At 66.3% G+C, this 22,508-nt stretch carries 25 protein-coding genes; 15 read left to right on the top strand and 10 right to left on the bottom strand.

Annotation, left to right across the window (positions count from 1 at the left end; translation table 11 throughout):
- Positions 1-33: 33 nt before the first annotated feature.
- The 3 genes from TS85_RS22300 to TS85_RS22310 are packed head-to-tail and all read right to left on the bottom strand — an operon-like array spanning position 34 to position 2,221.
- Positions 34-489, bottom strand: a complete 456-nt coding sequence (locus TS85_RS22300; protein ID WP_044335197.1) for a GNAT family N-acetyltransferase — start codon at positions 487-489, stop codon at positions 34-36.
- Positions 489-1,607 carry a M14 family metallopeptidase gene (locus TS85_RS22305; protein WP_044335199.1) on the bottom strand — a complete coding sequence of 373 codons (1,119 nt, stop codon included), beginning with the start codon at positions 1,605-1,607 and terminating at the stop codon, positions 489-491. The genes TS85_RS22300 and TS85_RS22305 overlap by 1 nt, the downstream gene beginning before the upstream one ends.
- On the bottom strand, positions 1,604-2,221 hold the full coding sequence (locus TS85_RS22310; protein ID WP_044335200.1) for a DUF4136 domain-containing protein: 618 nt from the start codon (positions 2,219-2,221) through the stop codon (positions 1,604-1,606). The genes TS85_RS22305 and TS85_RS22310 overlap by 4 nt, the downstream gene beginning before the upstream one ends.
- A gap of 220 nt (positions 2,222-2,441) precedes the next feature.
- On the opposite strand from TS85_RS22310, the gene ykgO reads away from it, so the two are divergent.
- The 3 genes from ykgO to TS85_RS22325 all read left to right on the top strand — a co-directional run bounded on the left by ykgO (position 2,442) and on the right by TS85_RS22325 (position 3,583).
- Positions 2,442-2,567 (top strand): type B 50S ribosomal protein L36, encoded by a 126-nt coding sequence (ykgO, locus tag TS85_RS22315; RefSeq protein WP_029724010.1) that lies wholly within the window; start codon positions 2,442-2,444, stop codon positions 2,565-2,567.
- 5 nt (positions 2,568-2,572) lie between these two features.
- Positions 2,573-3,187 carry an HAD-IA family hydrolase gene (locus TS85_RS22320; RefSeq protein WP_044335206.1) on the top strand — a complete coding sequence of 205 codons (615 nt, stop codon included), beginning with the start codon at positions 2,573-2,575 and terminating at the stop codon, positions 3,185-3,187.
- 162 nt (positions 3,188-3,349) lie between these two features.
- The gene (locus TS85_RS22325; RefSeq protein WP_044335208.1) at positions 3,350-3,583 is read left to right on the top strand and encodes a hypothetical protein; all 234 of its coding nucleotides are present in this window, start codon (positions 3,350-3,352) and stop codon (positions 3,581-3,583) included.
- An 87-nt stretch (positions 3,584-3,670) separates the two neighbouring features.
- Here the strand turns inward: TS85_RS22325 and pyk are convergent, their stop codons facing one another.
- Positions 3,671-5,140 (bottom strand): pyruvate kinase, encoded by a 1,470-nt coding sequence (gene pyk, locus TS85_RS22330; protein ID WP_044335210.1) that lies wholly within the window; start codon positions 5,138-5,140, stop codon positions 3,671-3,673.
- A gap of 75 nt (positions 5,141-5,215) precedes the next feature.
- Between pyk and TS85_RS22335 the strand changes: the two genes are divergently transcribed.
- The 6 genes from TS85_RS22335 to ruvB all read left to right on the top strand — a co-directional run bounded on the left by TS85_RS22335 (position 5,216) and on the right by ruvB (position 9,206).
- Positions 5,216-5,584: a DUF1244 domain-containing protein gene (locus TS85_RS22335; protein WP_044335212.1), complete on the top strand. Its 369-nt coding sequence runs from the start codon at positions 5,216-5,218 to the stop codon at positions 5,582-5,584.
- Positions 5,585-5,644: 60 nt separating this feature from the next.
- On the top strand, positions 5,645-5,884 hold the full coding sequence (locus tag TS85_RS22340; protein ID WP_044335214.1) for a DUF2312 domain-containing protein: 240 nt from the start codon (positions 5,645-5,647) through the stop codon (positions 5,882-5,884).
- A gap of 116 nt (positions 5,885-6,000) precedes the next feature.
- Positions 6,001-6,744 (top strand): YebC/PmpR family DNA-binding transcriptional regulator, encoded by a 744-nt coding sequence (locus TS85_RS22345; RefSeq protein WP_044335217.1) that lies wholly within the window; start codon positions 6,001-6,003, stop codon positions 6,742-6,744.
- A gap of 145 nt (positions 6,745-6,889) precedes the next feature.
- The gene (ruvC, locus tag TS85_RS22350; RefSeq protein ID WP_044335218.1) at positions 6,890-7,375 is read left to right on the top strand and encodes a crossover junction endodeoxyribonuclease RuvC; all 486 of its coding nucleotides are present in this window, start codon (positions 6,890-6,892) and stop codon (positions 7,373-7,375) included.
- Between the two features lie 72 nt (positions 7,376-7,447).
- Positions 7,448-8,041: a Holliday junction branch migration protein RuvA gene (ruvA, locus tag TS85_RS22355; RefSeq protein ID WP_044335220.1), complete on the top strand. Its 594-nt coding sequence runs from the start codon at positions 7,448-7,450 to the stop codon at positions 8,039-8,041.
- 145 nt (positions 8,042-8,186) lie between these two features.
- Entirely contained in the window at positions 8,187-9,206 is a 1,020-nt protein-coding gene (ruvB, locus tag TS85_RS22360; RefSeq protein WP_044335221.1) for a Holliday junction branch migration DNA helicase RuvB, read from the top strand.
- Positions 9,207-9,243: 37 nt separating this feature from the next.
- On the opposite strand, the gene TS85_RS22365 is transcribed toward ruvB, so the two are convergent.
- From TS85_RS22365 to TS85_RS22375, 3 genes are all read right to left on the bottom strand, one after another.
- A complete protein-coding gene (locus TS85_RS22365) occupies positions 9,244-9,525 on the bottom strand; it encodes a DUF3297 family protein (RefSeq protein WP_044335223.1) in 282 nt (93 codons plus the stop codon).
- Between the two features lie 17 nt (positions 9,526-9,542).
- On the bottom strand, positions 9,543-11,189 hold the full coding sequence (locus tag TS85_RS22370; protein ID WP_044335225.1) for an FAD-dependent oxidoreductase: 1,647 nt from the start codon (positions 11,187-11,189) through the stop codon (positions 9,543-9,545).
- Positions 11,190-11,301: 112 nt separating this feature from the next.
- Positions 11,302-11,652 carry a hypothetical protein gene (locus TS85_RS22375; protein ID WP_044335227.1) on the bottom strand — a complete coding sequence of 117 codons (351 nt, stop codon included), beginning with the start codon at positions 11,650-11,652 and terminating at the stop codon, positions 11,302-11,304.
- 137 nt (positions 11,653-11,789) lie between these two features.
- On the opposite strand from TS85_RS22375, the gene TS85_RS22380 reads away from it, so the two are divergent.
- Together TS85_RS22380 and TS85_RS22385 are read left to right on the top strand one after the other, a co-directional pair.
- Positions 11,790-12,188: an EVE domain-containing protein gene (locus TS85_RS22380; RefSeq protein ID WP_044335229.1), complete on the top strand. Its 399-nt coding sequence runs from the start codon at positions 11,790-11,792 to the stop codon at positions 12,186-12,188.
- Positions 12,189-12,282: 94 nt separating this feature from the next.
- Complete coding sequence (locus TS85_RS22385; protein WP_044336825.1) at positions 12,283-12,702, top strand: hemerythrin domain-containing protein; 420 nt, start codon at positions 12,283-12,285, stop codon at positions 12,700-12,702.
- A gap of 4 nt (positions 12,703-12,706) precedes the next feature.
- Here TS85_RS22385 and TS85_RS24335 read toward each other — a convergent pair whose 3' ends face one another.
- A complete protein-coding gene (locus TS85_RS24335; RefSeq protein ID WP_052508063.1) occupies positions 12,707-13,561 on the bottom strand; it encodes a hypothetical protein in 855 nt (284 codons plus the stop codon).
- A gap of 267 nt (positions 13,562-13,828) precedes the next feature.
- On the opposite strand from TS85_RS24335, the gene TS85_RS22395 reads away from it, so the two are divergent.
- The gene (locus tag TS85_RS22395; protein WP_077228754.1) at positions 13,829-14,698 is read left to right on the top strand and encodes an Abi-alpha family protein; all 870 of its coding nucleotides are present in this window, start codon (positions 13,829-13,831) and stop codon (positions 14,696-14,698) included.
- Positions 14,699-15,753: 1,055 nt separating this feature from the next.
- Here the strand turns inward: TS85_RS22395 and typA are convergent.
- Complete coding sequence (gene typA / locus TS85_RS22400; RefSeq protein ID WP_044335233.1) at positions 15,754-17,577, bottom strand: translational GTPase TypA; 1,824 nt, start codon at positions 17,575-17,577, stop codon at positions 15,754-15,756.
- A gap of 182 nt (positions 17,578-17,759) precedes the next feature.
- Between typA and TS85_RS22405 the strand changes: the two genes are divergently transcribed.
- The gene (locus TS85_RS22405) at positions 17,760-18,965 is read left to right on the top strand and encodes a toxic anion resistance protein (protein ID WP_044335235.1); all 1,206 of its coding nucleotides are present in this window, start codon (positions 17,760-17,762) and stop codon (positions 18,963-18,965) included.
- Positions 18,966-18,971: 6 nt separating this feature from the next.
- Complete coding sequence (locus TS85_RS22410) at positions 18,972-19,691, top strand: hypothetical protein (protein ID WP_044335238.1); 720 nt, start codon at positions 18,972-18,974, stop codon at positions 19,689-19,691.
- A 122-nt stretch (positions 19,692-19,813) separates the two neighbouring features.
- On the opposite strand, the gene TS85_RS22415 is transcribed toward TS85_RS22410, so the two are convergent.
- The gene (locus TS85_RS22415; RefSeq protein WP_044335240.1) at positions 19,814-21,310 is read right to left on the bottom strand and encodes a DEAD/DEAH box helicase; all 1,497 of its coding nucleotides are present in this window, start codon (positions 21,308-21,310) and stop codon (positions 19,814-19,816) included.
- 215 nt (positions 21,311-21,525) lie between these two features.
- Between TS85_RS22415 and TS85_RS22420 the strand changes: the two genes are divergently transcribed.
- On the top strand, positions 21,526-22,458 hold the full coding sequence (locus tag TS85_RS22420; RefSeq protein ID WP_077228755.1) for a 3-keto-disaccharide hydrolase: 933 nt from the start codon (positions 21,526-21,528) through the stop codon (positions 22,456-22,458).
- Positions 22,459-22,508: the final 50 nt, after the last annotated feature.

A 22,508-nucleotide genomic window follows, 5' to 3' on the forward strand; every position in this document is an offset into this window, starting at 1 on the left:
TGCGGGTGCGAAGAACCGTCCTGAAATCGGGCGCTACAGCGCGCGGGTCAGGAACCGGCTGAACGGATCGGGGCGATAGTCGCCGAACGGGCCGCACTCGGCAAAGCCGAAGCGGCGGTACAACGCGATTGCGGCGTCGAATGCGGGCGCGCTCCCGGTCTCGAGGCTCAGCCGCGCATAGCCGCGCGCCTGTGCCTCGGCGACGATGTGCGCGAGCATCGCCGCGCCCGCCCCGCGGCGCAGCGCGGCGGGGGCGGTGCGCATCGACTTGATCTCGCCTTCGGTGCCGCTCAGCGCCTTGAGCGCACCGATCACGACCAGCGCGTCGCCGTCCCACCCGCTCCAGAAGGTCACCTCGGGCACCTTCAGCCCCGACAGGTCGAGGAAATGGCAACTTCCCGGCGGCGAATTGGCGAGCATCCCCTCGGCATGCAGCCGCAGCAGCGCGATGACCTGTGGGTCGTCGAGGCCGCCCTCGCGGATTTCCATCAAATCTCGTCGATCATCCCGGCCAGCGTGTCGAGGCACGCATGCGCCAGCGTCTTGCACCGCGCCGGGCTCCACGCGAACTCGGCGTCGGCATTGGCGTCATGGTCCTTGAACGGCATTTCCAGCGTCATCGACACGGCGCCGAAGCGCTCGGCGAGCTGGTTGGTCGACATCGACAGGTTGGCTTTGCCCGGCGCCGCCTTCTCATAGCCCAGGTCGAGCTGGAAATCGGGCGTCGCCTCGGCCAGCTCGCGGGCATAGCGATAGAATTTCCCGCCCTGCGCGTCGGTCCAGCTCGGAATGCCCTCGAACCCCGCGAGGAAGTTCGCCGGGATCGCCTCGTCGCCATGCACGTCGATCGCGAACGCCACGCCGCTCTCGTCCATCGCATTGCGCACCGCCAGCACTTCGGGGCTCTTGTCGGGCGTCGGGCTGTGCCATTCGCGGTTGAGGTTCACGCCCGCGGCGTTGGTGCGCAAATGCCCGCGCCGCGATCCGTCGGGGTTCATATTGGGGACGAGGTGGATCGTCGCCTTGGCACGCAGCAGCATCGCCGGGGCGTCGGCAAGGTCGGTCAGCTTTTCCAGCGCGCCTTCCATCCACCATTCGGCCATCGTCTCGCCGGGATGCTGGCGGGCATAGAGCCACACCTGCTTCGGCCCGTCGCCGATCGTCAGGCAATCGATCGGCTGGCCGTCCAGCGTCGTGCCCAGTTCGCGATGCCGGACCCCCGGCAGCGCCGCGATCCGCGTCACCAGATCGTGGTGCCGTTCCATCGAATAGGGCGCGAAATAGGCGAACCAGACGATGTCGCTGTCGATCGTGCGCGTGAAGCTCAGCACGCCATCGGCATAGTCGGCGGGGGTAGTGCGCCAGGTCTCACGATCGGTGCTCCACCGCGGTGCGTATCCCGGCCAGCCGAACGGATAGGCCGATCCGCCCGCGTTCAGGATGCGGAAGGTGACGGTACGCCCCTTCGCCCCGGCGACGCGGAAGTGGAACCATTGGTAGAAATCGGACGCATGGTCGGTCGCGATTTCCAGGTCCACGCGGTCGCCGTCGATGGCGATGGGACGAATGTTGCCGCCGTCGAACGCGGCGTTGATGTGGATGCTCATTTCACCGTGATAGTGATCCCGGACTCTCCGGGGAAGTCCCTGAACAGCGCCTGCGCCAGCCGCGCTGCGGTTTCCGGCGGCGCGGTGCCCGGCTGGTCGCTCATCGCTTCGGTGATCGCGCGGCCTTCCCAGATCGTGCTGTTGTCGCTGCGCCGCCGCAGCTGGACCCACAGCTCGGATCCGATCAGGTCGTGCCGCTTGCCCTTGCCCAGCCCGAAGCTGACGCCGCCGCCCAGCCCGACGCCGCCGCCGCGCCGTCCGCCGGTGAAGCCGCCGCCGCCCAGCCCGATCGAAACGGGCGGCGGCTCGCGGAAGCTGCTCTTCGTGCCGCGGGTGAACGACACCGCGGCGATATAGCCCGAGGCCATGTCGCTGCGCGCGCGGACATAGCCCAGCCGCTCAAGCTCGGTGCCCACGGCATCGGCATAGGCCTGATATTCGGAACTGACCTGGACCGCGCCCGACATCGGCTCGATCGCCACCGTGGTCCGCTCCATCGGCTGGCCCAGATGGTAGCGCGTGACGTCCACCGGCGCCTGGCGATAGCCCGTCGCGCAACCCGCGAGCAGCAGCGCGCCGGCGGAGGCAAGGGCTAGGCGAATCGGTTTGGTCACGGCGTACCTCCTGTTTCGCGGGCGAAACGGCCCGCCTGCGTTGAAACCCGGCTTGGGGTGAGTCGGTTCCCATCTGGGCCAAGCGGAGGCAACTGCCAACCGGCTTGATGCGCTCTTATATACGGGCCTGGAAACCGGCCATGCCTTGACTTGGTACCGCCCTGCATCTAGGCGGGCGCCTCTTTTCCGGCATCCAGATAATTCGAGAAGCGAATCGGTCATGAAGATCGTGAATTCATTGAAGTCGCTCAAGGGGCGGCACCGCGACAACCGCGTAATCCGCCGCCGTGGCCGGACCTACGTGATCAACAAGACCAATCGTCGGTTCAAGGCCCGCCAGGGCTAAGTCCGGTGGTTCAGCCGTCCGCCGTCATCTTTGATGTCGGCAATGTGCTGTACGACTGGAATCCGCGATACTTGTACGGGCGTCTGATCGGCGACGATCAGGCGCTTGACGCGTTTCTGTCCACTGTCGCGACCAAGGCGTGGCATTTCCAGCACGACGCTGGACGACCCTTTGCCGAGACCTCGGCAGAGCTGGCCGCACTGTATCCCCAGCATGCCGAGATGATCGCGCTGTGGGGGCCGCGGTTCGGCGAGCAGATTCCGCATGCGCTGCCCGGCATGCCCGAACTCGTCGAATCGCTCGATTCGGCGGGCGTCCCGCTGTTCGCGATCACCAATTTCTCCGGCGAGTTCTGGCCGCCGTTCCGCGCGCGCGAATCGGCGCTGTTCGATCGCTTCCGCGCGATCGTGGTGTCGGGCGACGAACGGCTGGTGAAGCCCGATCCGGCGATCTACCGGCTCGCGCTCGATCGATTCGGGCTGGCGCCGGAAGAAGCGGTGTTCGTCGACGATAACGCCGCCAATATCGCCGCCGCGGCCGCGATGGGCATCCACGCGATTCTCTTTGTCGATGCCGAATCGCTGCGCGAATCGCTCCGGGACCTAAGCTTCGCCGTCTGATCGCGGCGAATATGTTGCATTGCAGCAACGGTTCTCGCGGGAAACGGCGCTCCGGTCGATTTCCGCTTTCGCGGCTCGATCCCGCATTTAAGCTGTATCCGCCAGGCCCGCGCTTTCGCCGTACCGTGGCAGAGTATGTGCCCTCTTTCTGGAGACGGATCGATGAAGCTCGTTCGCACTGCACTGATCGGCGCCGCCGCCCTTTCCCTCGCTGCCACCCCCGCAATGGCTTCGGCCTCGCGTGCATCGGCGCTGTCGCTTGGTCGCGCGACCACCGGCGCCAAGCATGGCTCGGACGCCGTGCCCGTCATTCCGACCTGGCTGGTCCTTGGCGGACTCATCGCCGCAGTCGGCGCCGCCGTGGTCATCGCCAGCGACGAACCCGACAGCAACTGATCCCGGGCCATCGGCCTTGATAGCAAAACGGCGCCGCGCGGATCTCCGCGCAGCGCCGCCTTTTCTGTGCTTGCGGGCGTCCGGCGTTCAGCCGCCCTCGGGCCCGCGATAGCTGGTCAGTTCGTCGCCGACGATCGTCACGACGTGGAGCACGTTGGTCGATCCCGGCGTCTTGAAGGGCACGCCCGCGCACAGCACGACTCGGTCGCCTGCAGTCGCGATATGGTGGCGCAGCGCCATCCGCTTGGCCTTGGCGACCATTTCCTCGAACGATTCGACGTCGCGCGTCTGGACCGCGTGCATCCCCCACAACAGCCCCAGCCGCCGCGCCGTCTCCAGCCGCGGCGTCAGCCCCATGATCGGCACCGGCGGACGCTCGCGCGCGATTCGCCGTGCGGTCGATCCCGACGAGGTGAAGCAGATGATCGCCGCCGCTGACACGGTGCGCGCGATGTTCTTCGCCGCCTCGGCCAGCGCGTCGGCGGTGGTCGGGTCGGGATGCGTGACGGTGAAGTGGACGCGGTCGCCATGCGCGGGGTCGCGCTCGACGGCATCGGCGATCGAATTCATCATCGCCACCGATTCGACCGGCCATTGCCCCGCCGCGCTTTCCGCCGACAACATGATCGCATCGGCGCCGTCATAGACGGCGGTGGCGACGTCGGACACTTCGGCGCGGGTGGGGGAGGGCGAATCGATCATCGATTCGAGCATCTGCGTCGCGACGATCACCGGGCGGCCCAGCCGCCGCGCGGTCTCGACGATGCGCTTCTGGAGCGGCGGCACGCTCTGCGGCGGCAATTCGACGCCCAGGTCGCCGCGCGCGACCATCACGCCGTCGCACTGCTCCATGATCTCGTCGAGCCGCGCGATCGCGGAGGGCTTCTCGATCTTGGCGAGCAGCGCCGCCTTGCCGCCGATCAGCCGCCGCGCTTCCATCAGATCCTCGGGCCGCTGGACGAAGCTCAGCGCGATCCAGTCGGCGCCCTGCTCGACGGCAAAGGCCAGGTCGCTGCGGTCCTTGTCGGTCAGCGCGGCCAGCGGCAGCACCATGTCGGGGACGTTGAGCCCCTTCGAATTGGACAGCGGCCCGCCGACTTCGACGATCGTCGTCATCCGGTCGCCCGCGACGCTGACGACGCGCAGCACCAGCTTGCCGTCGTCGAGCAGCAGCCGCGCATCGGGATGCGCCGCCTCGAAGATTTCGCGATGGGGCAGCTCGACGCGGGTTTCGTCGCCCGGAGTCGGATCGCGGTCGAGGATGAATTCATGCCCGGTGCGCAGTATGATCTTGCCCTCGGCGAACTTGCCGACGCGCAGCTTGGGGCCCTGGAGGTCGGCGAGGATCGTCGTCGGCCGCCCGATCCGCTTCTCCATCGCGCGAATCGCTTCGAACAGGGGGATTTTCGACGCCTGGTCGCCATGGCTCATATTGATGCGGAAGGCGTCGGCGCCCGCCACGAACAGGCGTTCGATCATTTCCGGCGTGTCGCTGGCCGGGCCGAGCGTGGCCAGCACGCGTACCTTGCGCGATCGGGGGCTAATGGCCTGGGTCATCGTTGTCATTCCTCGGCTTGTGCGTGGCTGCCTCTAGCCTTTACTGTAGCAGGATCAACCGTGGAGGCACGCGCAATGGACCTTGAAACGCTGGACGACGCCGTCGCGGCACGGGCTTTCCGGCGGCTCGTGCGCCATTTGCGACACCGGAGCGACGCCGAAAATATCGATCTGATGGGGCTGGCGGGGTTTTGCCGCAACTGCCTGGCCGACTGGGTGGCGGAGGCCGAGGGCAGCATGACGCGCGATGCGGCGCGTGCGCTGGTCTATGGCATGCCGTTCGCCGAGTGGAAGGCGAAGTTCCAGGGCGAGGCGACGCCCGAGCAACTCGCCCGGATGGAGGCCAGCGTCGCGCGCAACCACCGCGAAGAGATGCTGGACGACGCGATCGAAGACAGCTTCCCCGCCAGCGATCCGCCGTCGATGAGCGAACCGGGGCGATAGGGCTTGAGCGCGGGCTAGGCCTTCTCTATCGCCCCCGCTTCCCAGTTTCAGGAGCCACGAATGTCCGACTCGATTTCCGCTGAACAACTGCGCCTGCTGATCGAGCGCATCGAGCGGCTCGAGGAAGAGAAGAAGGGCATCGCCGACGACATCAAGGATGTCTACGCGGAGGCCAAGTCGACCGGCTTCGACGTCAAGACGATGCGGTCGATCGTCCGCCTGCGCAAGATGGAGAAGCACCATCGCGACGAGGCGGAGATGCTGCTCGAAACCTACAAGCAGGCGCTCGGGCTGGTCTGATCGCAATCGGCGGCGGCGCAGCGGGGGCAGTGTCCTCGGCGCCGTCTTCCGGCCCGCCATTGCGAAACCCGCATCCGCTGGCCTAGAGACGCCCGACATAGTCCCAAGAGAGCGCAATGGCAGGCCATTCCAAATTCAAGAACATCATGCACCGCAAGGGCGCGCAGGATAAGAAGCGCTCGGGCATGTTCTCCAAGCTCAGCCGCGAAATCACCGTCGCGGCCAAGATGGGCTTGCCCGATCCGGACATGAACCCGCGGCTGCGCGCCGCGGTGAATGCCGCCAAGGCGCAGTCGATGCCCAAGGACAATATCCAGCGCTCGATCGACAAGGCGAGCAAGGGCGACGCCGAGAATTATGAGGAAATCCGCTACGAGGCGTTCGGCCCCGGCGGGGTTTCGCTGATCGTCGAGACGCTGACCGACAATCGCAACCGCACCGTCACCAACGTGCGCACCGCGATTAGCAAGAATGGCGGCAATCTGGGCGCGCCGGGATCGGTCAGCCATGCCTTCGACCGGATGGGCCTCATCAACTACGCCGCCAAGGTCGGCGACGCCGAGAAGGTGTTCGAAGCCGCGCTGGAGGCGGGCGCCGAGGACGTGACCTCGTCCGAGGACGGCCATGAAATCTGGACCGCGCAGGGCGACCTCCACGAAGTCGCCAAGGCGCTCGAGCCCGTGCTGGGCGAGGCCGAGGGCGCCAAGCTCGCCTGGAAGCCGCAGACGATGGTCGCGGTCGACGAAGGCGACGCCGCGACTTTGTTCAAGCTGCTCGACGCGCTCGACGACGATGACGACGTCCAGACGGTCTGGGGCAATTACGAAATCGCGGACGACGTGATGGAGAAGCTGGGTTGAAGAAAATCCTCCCCGGAACGGGGAGGGGGACCATTGGCAGAGCCAATGGTGGAGGGGGGCTCGCCCCGCACGATTCGCTTGAGGCTGGCCCCCTCCACCACCGACCTGCGGTCGGCGGTCCCCCTCCCCGTTCCGGGGAGGAGCCATGATCCTCCTCGGCCTCGATCCCGGCCTCGGCACCACCGGCTGGGGCCTGATCCGCGCCGACGGCAACCGGCTCAGCCACATCGCCAATGGCCGGCTCAAGACCGACACCCAGGCGCCGCTCCCCCGCCGCCTCGCGCATCTCGACGCGATGCTGTCCGCGCTGGTCGCCGACCACGCCCCCGATGGTGCCGCGGTCGAGGAAGTGTTCGTTAACGCCAACCCCCAGACGACGCTCAAGCTGGGCCAGGCGCGCGGCGTCGTGATCTGCGCAGTCGCGCGCACCGGGATCGACGTCGGCGAATATGCCGCGCGGCTGGTCAAAAAGGCCGTGGTCGGCACCGGCGCGGCGGAAAAGGCACAGGTGCACGCAATGGTCGCGCGGCTGCTCCCCGGCGTGAAGATCGACGGCCCCGACGCCGCCGATGCGCTGGCCGTGGCGATCTGTCACGCACACCATCTGGCGAGCGCGCGGCGGATCGGCTGATTTGGCTTTGCTCGGGGCGTGTGTTCCGTTTATGTACCGGGACGTGCAACCTCTGAAACCCCGGCGCGCGGCATGATCGCGCATCTCAAAGGCCGCTTGTCCGCGACCGGCGCCGATTATGCGGTGATCGACGTGGGCGGCGTCGGCTATCTGGTCGGGGCCTCGGCCAAGACGCTGGAGAAGCTCGGCGCAGTCGAGGGCGTGGTGACGGTGCATACCGAGATGCTGGTCAGCGAGGATTCGATCCGGCTGATGGGGTTTGCCAGCGCCGACGAACGCGACTGGTTCAAGCTGCTCACCAGCGTCCAGGGCGTCGGGGCGAAGGTCGCGCTGGCGATCCTCTCGATCCTCTCGCCCGACGAGGCGCGCACCGCGGTCGCGCGCGGCGACGCGGCGATGATCGCGCGCGCAAACGGGGTGGGGCCGAAACTGGCGCAGCGCATCGTCAACGAATTGAAGGACAAGGCGGGCGGCATCGCGCTGGGCGGCGCCGGAGTCGCGGCGCCCGCGGGCGGGGCGGCGTCGGACGCGGTCTCGGCGCTGCTCAACCTGGGCTTCCGGCCTGCCGAGGCGTCGGCGGCAGTGGGCGCGGCGAGCGACGAGCTGGGGCCGGGCGCGAGCCTCGACGCCCTCGTCCGGCTGGCGCTGCGAAAGGCGGCGAAGTGAGTCCTCACCCCCGTCAGGCTGAACTTGGTTCAGCATCCAACGTACCGCAGGGGATACCGCCAGGGGTGCGCCGTCCGATGCCAGCAATTCTAGGAACCTGCACCCTCGCGGCGCAAGCGTTCCCGCTCGACAATGGCGCCCACCCATGACCGACGATCGCCTCCTCGCCGCCGCCCGGAAACCCGAGGATATCGACGCCGCGCTGCGCCCCAAGAATCTCGACGATTTCGTCGGCCAGCGCGCCGCGCGCGAAAATCTGCGGGTGTTCATCCAGGCGGCGCGCTCGCGCGGCGAGGCGCTAGACCATGTCCTGTTCTTCGGCCCCCCCGGTCTCGGCAAGACCACGCTGGCGCAGATCGTCGCGCGCGAAATGGGGGTGGGCTTCCGCGCCACGTCGGGCCCGGTCATCGCCAAGTCGGGCGATCTCGCCGCGCTGCTGACCAATCTCGAGGACGGCGACGTGCTGTTCATCGACGAGATTCACCGCCTCGCCCCCGCGGTCGAGGAGGTCCTCTACCCCGCGATGGAGGATCGCGCGCTCGACCTGATGATCGGCGAGGGGCCGTCGGCGCGGTCGGTGCGGATCGACTTGCCCCGCTTCACCCTGGTCGGCGCGACCACGCGGCAGGGGCTGCTCACCACCCCCTTGCGCGACCGGTTCGGCATCCCGGTGCGGCTGCAATTCTATACGGTCGAGGAGCTGGAGCGCGTCGTTACCCGCGCCGCAGCACTGCTCGACCTCGCGATCGCCCCCGACGGCGCGCATGAGATCGCCCGCCGCGCGCGCGGCACCCCGCGCATCGCCGGGCGGCTGCTGCGCCGGGTCCGCGATTTCGCCAATGTGCTGGGCGAGCCCGTGGTCCATGCGAAAGCCGCCGACGCCGCGCTGACTCGGCTCGAAGTCGACGCGCTCGGGCTCGATACGATGGACCGGCGCTACCTCATGATGATCGCCGACATTTATCGCGGCGGCCCGGTCGGCGTCGAAACGCTCGCCGCCGGGCTCAGCGAGGCGCGCGACACGATCGAGGAAGTGATCGAGCCCTATCTCATCCAGATCGGGATGATCGCCCGCACCGCGCGCGGGCGCTGCCTCAACGCCGCCGGGTGGAAGCATCTCGGCCTCGATCCCCCGCCCACCGCGCAGGAAGGGCTGTTCGACTGAGCAGTTGCTCTCCTGCGCAGGAGCACAGGAGGCGAAATTACGCGGCGGACTCCTCGCCCTCTTCGCTCGCCTCAGCCTCCACACCGCTCTCGAACCACGCCTCGACCGGCCCGTTCAGCTTGATCGTCAGCGCGTTGCCGTGGCGATCGACCTTGTTGCCAAGCGCCGCGCGGATCCAGCCTTCGGAGATGCAATATTCCTCCACGTCGCGGCGCTGGACGCCCTTGAAGCGGATGCCGATGCCGCGTTCGAGCAGCTCGCGCTGGAAAAAGGGGCTCTTCGGATTGACCGATAGGCGGTCGGGGGGAGTATCGCTCATGGGCCAGCCCTTTGCCGCTATTGCGCGACGCTTTCAAGGTAGCGGTGGAGTGCCGACACCACGACCGATCCTTCGCCCACCCCCGACGCGACGCGCTTGATCGATCCGGCGCGCACGTCGCCCACGGCGAAGATCCCCGGCTTCGACGAACAGAACACCGTTTCGCCGCCGCCGGTCCGCACGAAGCCGGCGGGATCGAGGTCGAGGCAATCGCCCAGCCAGTCGGTATTGGGGACCGCGCCGATCATCACGAACAGCGCGCCGACGGGCAGGTCGCGCGACTCGCCGCTGCGCCGGTCGGTCCAGGTCAGCGCGCGCAGATGCGCGTCGCCCTCCAGCGCGGTGACTTCGGTAAACGGGTGGAGCGTGATCCGCTCCGACGCCTCGATCCGGTCGATCAGATAGCTCGACATCGTCGCCGCCAGCCCCTCGCCGCGCACCAGCATGTGGACATGTCCCGCCGTCCGCGCGAGATAGATCGCCGCCTGTCCCGCCGAATTGCCGCCGCCCACGACGACGACCTCCTGCGTCGCGCACAGCGCCGCCTCCATCGCGGTCGCCGCGTAATAGATGCCGTTGCCCTCCAGCTCGGCATAGCGCGGCAAGTCGAGCTTGCGGTAGCGCGCGCCCGTCGCGACCACCACCGCGCGCGCCTTGAGCGACTTGCCGTCGTCGAGCTGGACGACATAGGGGTGCTGCTCGCAATCGATCCCCGCCGCCCCGCGCGACACGAGCAGCCGCGCGCCGAATTTCTGCGCCTGCACCTGCGCGCGGCCCGCGAGCGCCTGCCCGGAAATGCCGGTCGGGAAGCCGAGGTAATTCTCGATCTTGCTGCTGGTGCCCGCCTGTCCGCCCGGCGCGATGGCCTCGATCACGATCGTGTCGAGCCCTTCCGACGCGGCATAGACCGCCGCCGCCAGCCCCGCCGGCCCGGCGCCGACCACTGCGACGTCATGGACATGCTCGGGGTCGATCGCGGTGTCGAGCCCCAGCGCGTCGGCGAGCTGGGCGTTGGTCGGGTTGCGCAGTGCGCGCCCCTCGGCGACCACCACCGGCAAGTCGCGCGCGGTCAGCGAGAAACATTCGAGGAAGCCCGCCGCATCGGCATCGGTCTCAGTATCGATCCGGCGATGCGGCATTGCGTTGCGCGTCAGGAAGGTCTCGATCCGCGACATGTCCGCCGCATGCGCCGCGCCGATCAGCGCGACGCCGCCCTCGCCATGGAGCAGCATGCCCATCCGGCGCAGGATGAACGCGCGCATCACGATCTCGCCGATATCGGGCTCGGCGGTCATCATCCGGCGAAACGCGTTGCGGTGGACGCGCGCGACGCGGGTCGGCCCCTTGGCGCGCCCGGTGACCAGCACCTTGCGCTCGTTGAACAGGTCGAGCTCGCCGGTGAACTGGCCGGGCTCGTGCAGGTGGATAATATGCGGCGCGCCATCGGCCGCGGTATCGACGATCTCGATATGCCCCGCGCGGCACAGGAAGAAATCGACGCTGGTGTCGCCCCGCGCGAAGAGCAGCGCGCCGTCCTCCAGCGCTTCCTCCTGACCGAACGCCGCGACGCGCTCCGCCATCTCCGGCGGCAGGATCGGGAAGGTCTGCGCGGTCCGCTGATACGGGTCGGCGGGGTCGGGGCGGGGGGCCGAATCTGCGTTCATGCCGCGTATCTTAGCGCCCCCGCGCCCGCTGGCGACTCACGCGAAGGTATGAGCCAATGGGGCGCGGCATTCGCATGCCGCGCCCCATCGGACGAACCTGTCGGTGCAGCGATCAGCGGCAATAGCGGACCAGCACCCGGCGACCCTCATAGGGGTCCCACACCCGGCGGACGTTGCAGGTCTCGTACCCGCGATAGTGCCGGTAATGCTGGCGGTAATAATAGCCGTCGCGCGGGTAATAGCCGCGCTCGCGATAATAGCGGCGGTCGTAATCATAGCGGCGGTCGTTCGCCAGCGCGGCGCCCAGCGCCAGCCCCGCGACCCCGGCGACGATCGCCACCCCGGTATTGTCGCGGTCGCGATAATGGCGATAGCGCTGGGCTTCGGCGGTCGGCGCCATGACGGTCAACACGCTCGCGCCCATCGCGGCGCCCAGCACTGCCTTCTTCAGTATAGTGGCCATGATGATCTCCTCGACTTGGCGTCGTGCCCGGCACCCTCTGCCCCGATTCGCGACGCTGTGATGCGGGAATACCGCGCCGTGGCTGAACCGGTTCGGAATCGGGTGTTCAGCGGGCGTTTAGGCGGTTAACGGGGGCCATGGCGTATTGGCTGCTGCGATCCGAACCCGATGCCTATTCGTGGGACGACCTTGTCCGCGATGGCGAGACCGAATGGAATGGCGTGCGCAACTATACCGCGCGCAATTTCCTCAAGGAGATGGCGCCGGGCGACCGCGCGCTCTTTTATCATTCGAACACCGAGAAGGCGGCGGTGGGGATCATGGAGATCACCCGCGCCTGGCAGCCCGATGGCGACGACGGCAAATGGGCCAGCGTCGCGGTGCGCCCGGTCGAAAAGCTCGCCCGCCCGGTGACGCTCGCGGCGATCAAGGCCGAGGCGCGGCTCGCCGAGCTCGAGGTGATCCGCCAGTCGCGGCTGTCGGTCACCCCGGTGCGCGACGCCGAATGGGCGGTCCTGCTCGAAATGGGCCGCTGATCCGCCCGGACTCGCGCGGCCCTGCTATATATTGTATAGTCCCGGGTACGGGTGCTACCGATACGGGGTATCGGCAGCTTTCGAGGATATGTTCATGGCCGAAGTCGATCGCGTTGAATTGTTGCGGGATCATGCCGCGATAGAATTGCTGTCCAAACGCCTTTCCACGCTGATCGATCGCCAGGCCGGGGCCGAGGATCTGGCGCTCGCGCTCGACCATCTCGTCCAGACGGTGGCGTCGCACCTCGCGCTCGAAGACGCGATCATCTATGATCTCGCGCTCGAGGACCAGATGGACGCGAGCCCGACCGAAGTCGATCGCGCCCACCAGGAGTTCGAGACGCTCAAGAGCAACTGGGGCGACTATCTCACCGCCTGGACGCCCCAGCGCATCGCCGCCGACCGCGACACCTTCGTCCGCGAGACCCGCGCGATGCTGCCCCGGCTGCGCGACCGCGTCCGGCTGGAGACGCATCTGCTCTCGCTGATGGGCACCGTCCGGCACTACGCCTGACCCGCTACCCCGCGTCCTGGGGCGCGGGAGGCGGCAGCGCAGCGTGCCATTCGCCCTCATCCTCTTCGTCCTCCAGCGTCACGACCGGCTCCAGCGTGCCGCGATAGGGATTGCCGTTCAGCGGCAGCCGGACAAAGGGTTCGTCGGGATCGTCCTCCACCGCGTCCGCGCCGCGCTCGCCGCCCGCATCGATCGCGGCCTCGACGCGCACCTGCCGCTCGGCACAGGCGGCCAGCACCGCCGCGATTCCCGCCTCGGCCTGGGGGTCCAGCGTCACCCCGGCAAAGTCCTCCAGCGCCGCCGCCAGCGCATCCGCCCGCGCCGCGCCGCCGTCTTCGCCCGCCCCGGTGATGACCGTGCGCACCGTCGCGCTCGCCGCCGCCGCCCCGCCTTCGCCCGCCGCCGCCCCGGCACTGGCGCGCGAGAAGGTGTTGATCGTCGTCCGCCTCCCCGACGCATCCTGCCCATAATGGCGCAGGCAGAACATCAGCAGCGCGTCGTTGCGCTTGCGGCGAAACCCCATCAGCTTGCCGCGGTCGAAGACCGGGATCAGCTCGCCCTCGATCGCGCGCTCGAACGCCGCATCCTTCAGCCGCGCCAGCCCGAAATCGAGCGCCGCATCCCACGCCCGCCGAAACCCCTCGGCCCCCGCCGCCCGGCGCAGCGCATAGGCATTGGCCTGCGCCATATTCACCATCGCCGCCGCCCGCCGCACCGATCCGGTATCGGCCAGCGCCTCGACAAACGCCTTTTGCCGCGCGGGCGTCCACCCGTCATGCCGATTGCCCTTGCGCGGCACCGGCGCAAAGTCGGGAAGGTCGCGCCGCTCGGCGCGCGCTACGGGAACACGGTTCTGCATGGTCCTTGCCTCCTGTGATTAACGCGAGTCGCGGAGGGTGTAAGTGAGGGGCGGGGGTGTAGGACAGCGTTTTGTTTATGGTTTGTTCTAATTAGGGGCGCTTGCTGGCAGTTGCTAGTTCATGGAGCGAAGCGGGCGTCCAGTCGGCAACCTCCCGCCCTTGATTCTGCCAAGTTCTTTTGAACCCGGGCTCTGCGTGGCGTACATCGGGTAGATTCGCAAAGCGCACTATTAAGCGAGCGGTACAATCGGGGCAGGACCGGGCACATGTCGACCTTAGGTGAAGGTGAGATCGTCAAGGAAGTTGCCGGTGGCAGCCGAGGCGCACTGCGCCGTGTGTTTGGCCCTGCGCTCACCGAATATGGCGAAATGCTCGCCGATAACGTGAAGCTGTGGCGCTTCAAAAATCTCCTCCGCATCCGCGAAAAGGTGGATCGGATTGTCCAAGATCGCGCCGTTCCAGAAGCGGCTTTGAATGCGCTCCCGTTCGGCGATTCAATGAGGACGATCGAGGCGGCGTCTCAAGAGGATGAGGACGATGTCCAGGAGCTTTGGGCGCGCTTGATCGTCAAGGCATCAGTGTCGGAAAATCTCAAGGTCAACAAACTCCACATCGAGATTCTGCGGTCGCTTTCTCCCGCTGACACTGCATTACTGGAGTTGCTGCACCCAAGCGTCGTCTACCGCGAATTCAGTTCCGAAGCGGAGATCCAGGCATTCAATAACGAGATGAATACCAAAGCGGACGTAAAGTGGCGCAAGTTCAGTGAGGAAGATCGGGCCGTCTCGGTTCAGAATCTTCTTCGCCTTCGATGCATAGCATCATTGCCACGCATATTTTCCGCGAACCGGGTACTTCACCAGATACGTAGCCGAGAGTTACGCATCAATGGCACGGTGGTTGTTCCGGCACGTTTCGAGGAGATGCTCGGCGATCTCGTAACGTTAATCTACCAGTCTTCTGGAGCGATGCCCTATGATGCGACACAGCCGGTCCCGCTTTTGCGACGCGGATGGTTTGGGCCAACCGAAACGGGGACAATCACGGTACCTGAACTGAATCACATGCTGACCCCTTTGGGTCAGGGCTTCATGAAGGCAGTGACTATCGATCAAGCGTTGAACAAAGGGGGATGAGCAACGCTCGGCCACTGCATCAATGACGCGCTTAACTCTAAAAGTAGAACTGGCCGGCAGCGACCTGCTCCAGATTCACCAAAAAGTGGTGGGTAGTGACGGCCTGATTCAGGGCGCATACGCCTTTTCAAAGCCGCGTCAGGAATCTCGTAGACAGAATTCAGCTATAATAGCTGCAGTTTCAACGCTTCGATCATCGCAAGGCACATCGCGCGCAAAGCAGCAAGAAACGCGGGCAGAAAGGGAATGGAAAATCTTTGAAAAATTCAGGCGAGAGTTGAATTGGGAATTTACAACATATATGCATTGAAGGAGCGGATAGGTAGGCGTTAGGACGCGCCCTTGTGGAAGGGGCGGTCGCTTTGCTGGCTCGGCCTACCTATCCGCCTCCCCTAAGCTATGGAACGCTAGGGGAGGGTGCCGTTGAGCACCTGATTGCTATTTAGCGACTATAGCGTTTTACTTGCAAGGGCCTATCCGCCCCGGTTCACCATGGTTCATCCGGGCTCAAGTCTCACGCCCGCGCGGACCCGTTGCGGCACAAGGCGTTTGGGCTTCTCCCCCGTTTGCAGTTTCGCGTATATTTTTTTTAGGGGGAGCGCAGCGCTCCATTTCACGAATAGTGCATAATATGCTCCATAAATCGGCGCATGGAATGATTCGCACCTAATCCCGCCGGCATAGATTTCGCGATCCTCGGCGCGCCGGGCAGCCCCGCGTCGGAATAACCATTGATACCGAGAATTCGCGCGAGCAGGCTGCGTTTATAGCCAAGCCCTGGGCCCGGCTTCCGCCGACGCAGGAGATGAACTTGGCGCCGGCCTCAAATCGCGTGCAGACGATCGCGATCTCGAAGAGTTTGTTCGCCACGGCTACATAGTGAGGCTGACTGTCGCCGGCGCGGAGGCGCGAAACGCCGTGGTAGCTCCGCCTTCCAAGCACCTATTGGGAGATCGCTTTCGAGATTAGCTAGGGCTGCGTGACGACCCCCCCAACAAAAAAGCGCCGGAGTCTCCCCCGGCGCCCTTCGTATCTCAAATCAAAAACCCGCAGCCTTACGCCGCCTGCTTCGCCCGGCTAGCCTTTTTCCGCTCATGCGGATCGAGGTGGCGCTTGCGCAGGCGGATCGACTTCGGGGTCACTTCGACCATTTCGTCGTCGTCGATATAGGCGATGGCCTGTTCCAGCGTCATCTTCTTCGGCGGGGTCAGGCGGATGGCGTCGTCCTTGCCGCCGCTGGCGCGGAAGTTGGTGAGCGCCTTGGCCTTCATCGGGTTGACTTCAAGGTCGTCGGGCTTGGCATTCTCGCCGACGATCATGCCCTCGTACAGCGCCTCGCCATGGCCGACGAACAGGATGCCGCGCTCTTCGAGCGGGCCGAGCGCATAGCTGTTGGCTTCGCCCGAACCGTTGGAGATCAGCACGCCGTTCTTGCGGCCCTCGATATTGCCCTTGTGCGGGCCATATTTCTCGAACAGCCGGTTCATGATGCCCGTCCCGCGCGTGTCGGACAGGAATTCGCCGTGATAGCCGATCATCCCGCGGCTCGGCGCCGAGAAGGTGATGCGGGTCTTGCCGCCGCCCGAGGGGCGCATGTCGGTCATCTCGGCCTTGCGGATGTTCATCTTCTCGACGACGGTGCCCGAATATTCCTCGTCCACGTCGATGATGACGGTCTCGTACGGCTCGGTCTTCTTGCCGTCCTCGTCGGTGCCGAACAGCACGCGCGGGCGGCTGATGCCGAGTTCGAAGCCCTCGCGGCGCATCGTCTCGATCAGCACGCCGAGCTGAAGCTCGCCGCGGCCCGCGACTTCATACGAATCGCGGTCGTCGGCTTCGGTCACCTTGATCGCGACGTTCGATTCGGCTTCGCGGAACAGGCGGTCGCGGATCATGCGCGACGTCACCTTGGTACCCTCGCGGCCCGCCATCGGCGAATCGTTGACGGCGAAGCGCATCGACAGCGTCGGCGGATCGATCGGCTGCGCGTGGAGCGGATCGCTGACCGAGGGGTCGCAGATCGTGTTGGAGACGGTCGCGGTGGTCAGGCCCGCCAGGCTGATGATGTCGCCCGCCTGCGCCTCGTCGGTCGGCACGCGCTCCAGCCCGCGGAAGGTCATGATCTTCGACGCGCGGCCGGTCTCGACGATCTTGCCGTCGTTGTCGAGCGCGTGGATCGCCTGGTTGGTCTTGAGCGAGCCCGAGAAGACCAGGCCGGTGAGGATGCGGCCAAGGAAATTGTCGCGGTCGAGCAGCGTCACCAGGAACTTGAACGGACCCTCCGGATCGGCCGAGGGGGCGGGGACATGGTCGACGATCTTCTGGAACAGCGGCGTCAGCGTACCTTCGCGAAGGTTGCTGTCCTCATTGGCGTAACCATTGCGGCCCGAGGCATAAAGTACTGGAAAATCAAGCTGTTCGTCGTTCGCTTCGAGGCTGACGAACAGGTCGAAGACCTCGTCGAGCACTTCCTGGATGCGCTCGTCGGGGCGGTCGATCTTGTTGACCACGACGATCGGACGCAGGCCCAGCGCCAGAGCCTTGCCGGTCACGAACTTGGTCTGCGGCATCGCGCCTTCGGATGCGTCGACCAGCAGGATCACGCCGTCGACCATCGACAGGATGCGCTCCACCTCGCCGCCGAAATCGGCGTGGCCGGGGGTGTCGACGATGTTGATGCGCGTGCCTTCCCAGTCCACCGAGGTGCACTTGGCCAGGATGGTGATCCCGCGCTCCTTTTCGAGGTCGTTCGAATCCATCGCGCGCTCTTCGATGCGCTGGTTGTCGCGGAAGGTCCCGGACTGACGGAAAAGCTGGTCGACGAGCGTGGTCTTGCCATGGTCGACGTGGGCGATGATCGCCACGTTGCGGAGGTTCATGCGGTATCCTGAGTGTCGCGGAATCGCGGTTTCGCGGCGCCCATAGCGCAATTTGTGCGTTGCGGGAAGGGGTAGCGCAGGGCGTACTGGCGTCGGGGCGCGCAGTGTCCTATCTAAACGACACACTTGGACAGCCGCAGGATTGTCCCTATTGTGGCGCCCAAACTCTGGAGATTGGCGAAATGGCGACGCAGACCGCGGTGGCGGAACAGGAACTGGTACTGACGCCCCCCGATCCGGTGCAGGTCGTGGCGCCCGAAAAGGCCGCCGGCCTCGTGCCCGTCGACGACAAGAAAAAGTCTGAGCTGGAGACCCGCGTCGACAGCTTCATCGACGACCTGATCGCCCAGGACGTGAACTCGCCCGAATTCGGCAAGCGCGTCGATGCGATCGCGGCAATGGGACAGAAGGAAATCCGTGAGGCGGCGGGCCAGTCGAACCGCTTCCTCGATCGCCCGGTAAAGGCGATCGGCAACGACACCGGCGTCGGCGCCGACCTGCTCGCGCTGCGCAAGACCGTCGAGGATCTCGATCCGAGCAAGAATGGCCGACTGGTCGGCGGCAATGACGGCTTTCTGTCGAAGCTGTTCGGCGGCGGCGGGATGAAGCAGTATTTCCGCAAATACCAATCGTCGCAAAGCCATATCAACGGCATCCTCAAGGCGCTGTCCAACGGCAAGGACGAGCTGCTGATGGACAATGCCGCGATCGATACCGAGCGCGCGAATTTGTGGGCGGCGATGGGCCGGCTGGAACAGATGATCTATCTGTCCAAGGCGATGGACGCCAAGCTCGAGGACAAGGCCAACGACCTCGACCATAGCGATCCGGCCAAGGCCAAGGCGATCCGCGAGACCGCGCTCTTCTATGTCCGCCAGCGTACCCAGGACCTGCTGACCCAGATGGCGGTGACGGTGCAGGGCTATCTGGCGCTCGACCTGGTCAAGAAGAACAATGTCGAACTGGTCAAAGGCGTCGATCGCGCCTCCACGACGACCGTCTCGGCGCTGCGCACCGCGGTCACCGTGGCGCAGGCACTGACCAACCAGAAGCTGGTGCTCGACCAGATCACCGCGCTGAACACCACCACCGCGAACCTGATCGATTCGACCGGCAAGCTGCTCAAGAGCCAGTCTGCGGCGATCCACGAACAGGCGGTCAATGCGACGATCCCGGTCGAGACGCTCCAGCGCGCGTTCCAGAACATCTATGACACGATGGACGCGATCGACACCTTCAAGCTGAAGGCGCTCGACAGCATGAAGACCACGGTCACGACGCTGTCCAGCGAAGTCGAGAAGTCGAAGGGCTATATCGCGCGCGCCGAGGGCGCGGCGCAGAACCAGCTCTCCGGCCCGGGCGAGACCTTCAAGCTGGAGGCGATGTAGGCCGCAATGAGCACCGACGTCGATCGCCAGTTGGCGCGCACCTCCGAACTGCTCGATCGCACCCGCGAGCGCTATGGCAAGGTGTCGAAGCGCGCGCGCCAGCAGCGCCAGGCCGAAGTGCTGCGCCGCGTGGGGCGCATCGCCGTTGCCGACGGCGCGATCCTGATGGCCGCGCTGGTCGCCGGGCTGATCCTGCCCGGCGGGATCGGGATGTTCGGCGCGCTGTTGATGATGCTGTTGCTCGTCGTCGCGACGATCGGCTTCGCGATCTTCCCACTCGTTGGCGCTCCCAGCGTCGAGCAGCTCCAGCAGGTGCCGCTCAAGGCGCTGCCGCTGACCACCGAACGCTGGCTGGAGGGGCAGCGGCCCGCTTTGCCCTCGCCGGTGCTGGGGCTGGTCGATTCGATCGGCGTGAAGCTGGAGTTCCTCGCGCCGCAGCTCGCACAGCTCGACGAACAATCCCCGGCGGCGACCGAAGTCCGCAAGCTGGTGGGCGAGCAACTGCCCGAACTGATCAAGGGCTATGCCCGCGTCCCCGAACCGCTCCGCCGCGTCGAGCGCAACGGGCTGACGCCGGACCAGCAGCTTGCGCAGGGGCTACAGGTGATCGACGACGAGATCGCGGGCATGTCGGCGCAACTCGCGCAGGGTGACCTCGACCTGCTCGCGACGCGGGGGCGGTATCTGCAGGTCAAGTATCAGGGCGACGAGAGCGGGATCGGCTGAGCGGCATAAGCCCCGCTGTTAAAAAAGAGCGTCCCTTCAAATCTGCCGTCCCCAAAAACAACGCGCCACCGGCAGGATGCCGATGGCGCGTGGTACGCTCGAGGCGGGGTTAGCCCCGCCGATCAGCGCGGGCGGCTGCCGCCGGCGCCGGCGGGACGGGCCGGGCGGGCGGTGAACTTGCTCTTGGGCCGCGCATAGTTGCGGGGGGCGTCGCCGCGCGGTGCATCGCTGCGCGGAGCCGAGTCGCGGCGGGGTTCGCCGCTGCGCTCGCCGGTGGGTGCCGGGCGGCGGGCGTCGTCGCGACGCTCGCCGTTGAACGGGCGTGCCTCGCGGCGCTCGCCCTGACCCTGGCCACCGCGCGGCGCGGCGCTGCGCTGGCCGCCGCCGGGACGGCCCTGGCTCTGCATCGCACGACCGCTGCGGCCATTCTGCTCATCGCGGCTGACCGGCATCGGCGCGCGGCTCGACTTGATCTTGGCCGATTCGCCGAGGAAATTCTCGGGCAGCGGCTGGACGGTCAGCTTCTGGCGAGTCAGCTTCTCGATGTCGCGCAGGTACGGACGCTCGTCATCGGCGCAATAGCTGATCGCGATGCCCGCAGCGCCGGCGCGCGCGGTGCGGCCGATGCGGTGGACATATTGCTCGGGCACATTGGGCAGCTCGAAATTGAACACATGGCTGACCCCCGACACGTCGATCCCGCGCGCGGCGATATCGGTCGCGATCAGCACCTTGACCTTGCCCGAGCGGAACTCGGCGAGCGCGCGCTCGCGCTGGGGCTGGCTCTTGTTGCCATGGATCGCGTTCGACGCAACGCCGCTGCCCGCGAGCAGCTTCACGACGCGGTCGGCGCCATGCTTGGTGCGGGTGAAGATCAGCGCACGGTCGATCGCGGGGTCGCGGAGCTGGATCGTCAGCAGTGACTGCTTCTCGGCCTGCTGGATATGCGTGACATATTGGTCGACGCGCTCGGCAGTGGTGGCGACGGGGGTCACCTTCACTTCGACCGGGTCCTTGATGAACTGGCCGGCCAGTTCGCGGATCGACTTCGGCATCGTCGCCGAGAAGAACAGCGTCTGGCGCTTCGACGGAAGCTCGCGGACGATGCGCTTCAGCGCATGGATGAAGCCGAGGTCCATCATCTGGTCGGCTTCGTCGAGCACGAGGATCTCGATGCCGAGCAGGATCGCGTAATGCTGGTCGAGCAAGTCGACGAGGCGGCCCGGCGTCGCGACGACGATGTCGACGCCGCGGGCCAGGTCGGTCTTGTTCTTGTGGACCGAGGTGCCGCCGAACAGCGTCGTGACCGACAGCTTGGTGCCCTTCGAATAGGCACGCGCGCTTTCGGCGATCTGGCTGGCCAGTTCGCGGGTGGGCGCGAGGACGAGCATGCGGCAGCCGCGCGGCTGGGCGCGCTTGCCCGATGCGATCAGGCGATCGATCGACGGCAGCATGAACGCCGCGGTCTTGCCGGTGCCGGTCTGGGCGATGCCGAGCAGGTCGCGCCCTTCGAGCAGCGACGGGATCGACTGGGCCTGGATCGGCGTGGCTTCGGTATAGCCCTTTGCCGCGAGCGCAGAGAGGACGATCTCGGAAAGGCCGAGTTGTTTGAATTCCATGGTAATAACCTTGCAACAGCCAAACGCGCGCACGCCAAATCGGCGCGCGAAGGCGGGGTCAAAAAATGACGACCCGCGTGACTTGGGAAGCCGCTAAATCAACCGAGGCAGAGCCGGGACAAACCCATGCTGGGCAAGTGTCCGATCACGCTGCATGATGCCTCGCTGGCGGCGCATATGGAAGCAAAGCTGTCACAAGTCAATGGGAGAGTGAGATGCGGGTGCAATGGATTGCGGTGCTGCTGGCACTGGGGCTGCCGGTGAGTGCCGTGGCGCAGGACGCGCCCGAGGCGGCGATCGCGGGCGATCCGCCTGCGCGCGCGCAACGCCTGACGCTGGCCGATATACCCAGGGCGACGGGACCGGCGCGGCTGTTGTTCGACGGCAAGGGGCTGGACGAATGGGAGCCGTGGCTGGGCTATGACGATCCGGGGCTGACCTATCGCCGCCCGGCGGTGGCGCCGCTGGGGGTGCCCGCCGCCGCGGCGCCGTATTTTTCGGTGGTGGAGGAAGACGGCGCGCCCGCGCTGCGGGTCGAGGGGAAGACCTGGGGAAGCCTGGTCCACACCGCCGACCTGGCGAATTACCATTTGAGCCTGGAGTTTAAATGGGGCGATCAGGTCTGGGCGCCGCGCCTGACCGATCCGCAGAATAACGGGCTGCTCTATCACTCGCACGGCGCGCCGGGCGCGGTGTGGGGGACGTGGATGCGCGCGGTGGAATTCGAGATCATGCTGGGATCGACGGGCATGGTGGTGCCGGTGGGCAACGAAGTGCGCGCGCGGACGACGGCGGCGCAGGACCGCGGCATTATCTATCCCCATCGCCGCTTCCGGGTCGGCGGGCGGCCGATCGACGTGACCAATAACGGCAATCCGGACTGGAATGTCGAGGGCGCGCGCGATGCCGAGAAGCCGGTGGGGCAGTGGAACCGGCTGGACCTCTATGTCGTCGGTGACCGCGCTATCCATGTCGTCAACGGCGTGCCGGTGATGGCGCTGACCGATTTGGCGGAGATCGACGCCGCCGGGCGCCGCGTGCCGCTGACGCATGGCCGGATCCAGCTCCAGTCGGAGGGCGCCGAGACGTTCTTCCGGGACATTCGCGTCGAGCCGATCGCGCGGTTGCCGCGGCTGGTTTCGCGGTGAGGGCAAAGGGTAAGGCCACGGAATACCGCGCGTTGGCATATCGTTAACAT

This window comes from Sphingomonas hengshuiensis (assembly GCF_000935025.1).
In the GTDB taxonomy this organism is placed as follows: domain Bacteria; phylum Pseudomonadota; class Alphaproteobacteria; order Sphingomonadales; family Sphingomonadaceae; genus Sphingomonas; species Sphingomonas hengshuiensis.

Bases quoted from the DNA above. Each gene is read 5' to 3' on its own strand.
- TS85_RS22335 (WP_044335212.1), top strand. From the start codon at position 5,216: ATGGACCTTGAAACGCTGGACGACGCCGTCGCGGCACGGGCTTTCCGG.
- TS85_RS22325 (WP_044335208.1), top strand. From the start codon at position 3,350: ATGAAGCTCGTTCGCACTGCACTGATCGGCGCCGCCGCCCTTTCCCTC.
- typA (WP_044335233.1), bottom strand. From the start codon at position 17,577: ATGAACCTCCGCAACGTGGCGATCATCGCCCACGTCGACCATGGCAAG.
- TS85_RS22410 (WP_044335238.1), top strand. From the start codon at position 18,972: ATGAGCACCGACGTCGATCGCCAGTTGGCGCGCACCTCCGAACTGCTC.
- TS85_RS22420 (WP_077228755.1), top strand. From the start codon at position 21,526: ATGCGGGTGCAATGGATTGCGGTGCTGCTGGCACTGGGGCTGCCGGTG.
- TS85_RS22340 (WP_044335214.1), top strand. From the start codon at position 5,645: ATGTCCGACTCGATTTCCGCTGAACAACTGCGCCTGCTGATCGAGCGC.
- pyk (WP_044335210.1), bottom strand. From the start codon at position 5,140: ATGACCCAGGCCATTAGCCCCCGATCGCGCAAGGTACGCGTGCTGGCC.
- TS85_RS22415 (WP_044335240.1), bottom strand. From the start codon at position 21,310: ATGGAATTCAAACAACTCGGCCTTTCCGAGATCGTCCTCTCTGCGCTC.
- ruvC (WP_044335218.1), top strand. From the start codon at position 6,890: ATGATCCTCCTCGGCCTCGATCCCGGCCTCGGCACCACCGGCTGGGGC.
- TS85_RS22375 (WP_044335227.1), bottom strand. From the start codon at position 11,652: ATGGCCACTATACTGAAGAAGGCAGTGCTGGGCGCCGCGATGGGCGCG.
- TS85_RS22300 (WP_044335197.1), bottom strand. From the start codon at position 489: ATGGAAATCCGCGAGGGCGGCCTCGACGACCCACAGGTCATCGCGCTG.
- TS85_RS24335 (WP_052508063.1), bottom strand. From the start codon at position 13,561: ATGCAGAACCGTGTTCCCGTAGCGCGCGCCGAGCGGCGCGACCTTCCC.
- TS85_RS22405 (WP_044335235.1), top strand. From the start codon at position 17,760: ATGGCGACGCAGACCGCGGTGGCGGAACAGGAACTGGTACTGACGCCC.
- TS85_RS22370 (WP_044335225.1), bottom strand. From the start codon at position 11,189: ATGAACGCAGATTCGGCCCCCCGCCCCGACCCCGCCGACCCGTATCAG.
- TS85_RS22345 (WP_044335217.1), top strand. From the start codon at position 6,001: ATGGCAGGCCATTCCAAATTCAAGAACATCATGCACCGCAAGGGCGCG.
- ruvA (WP_044335220.1), top strand. From the start codon at position 7,448: ATGATCGCGCATCTCAAAGGCCGCTTGTCCGCGACCGGCGCCGATTAT.
- TS85_RS22380 (WP_044335229.1), top strand. From the start codon at position 11,790: ATGGCGTATTGGCTGCTGCGATCCGAACCCGATGCCTATTCGTGGGAC.
- ykgO (WP_029724010.1), top strand. From the start codon at position 2,442: ATGAAGATCGTGAATTCATTGAAGTCGCTCAAGGGGCGGCACCGCGAC.
- TS85_RS22305 (WP_044335199.1), bottom strand. From the start codon at position 1,607: ATGAGCATCCACATCAACGCCGCGTTCGACGGCGGCAACATTCGTCCC.
- TS85_RS22385 (WP_044336825.1), top strand. From the start codon at position 12,283: ATGGCCGAAGTCGATCGCGTTGAATTGTTGCGGGATCATGCCGCGATA.
- TS85_RS22395 (WP_077228754.1), top strand. From the start codon at position 13,829: ATGTCGACCTTAGGTGAAGGTGAGATCGTCAAGGAAGTTGCCGGTGGC.
- TS85_RS22365 (WP_044335223.1), bottom strand. From the start codon at position 9,525: ATGAGCGATACTCCCCCCGACCGCCTATCGGTCAATCCGAAGAGCCCC.
- ruvB (WP_044335221.1), top strand. From the start codon at position 8,187: ATGACCGACGATCGCCTCCTCGCCGCCGCCCGGAAACCCGAGGATATC.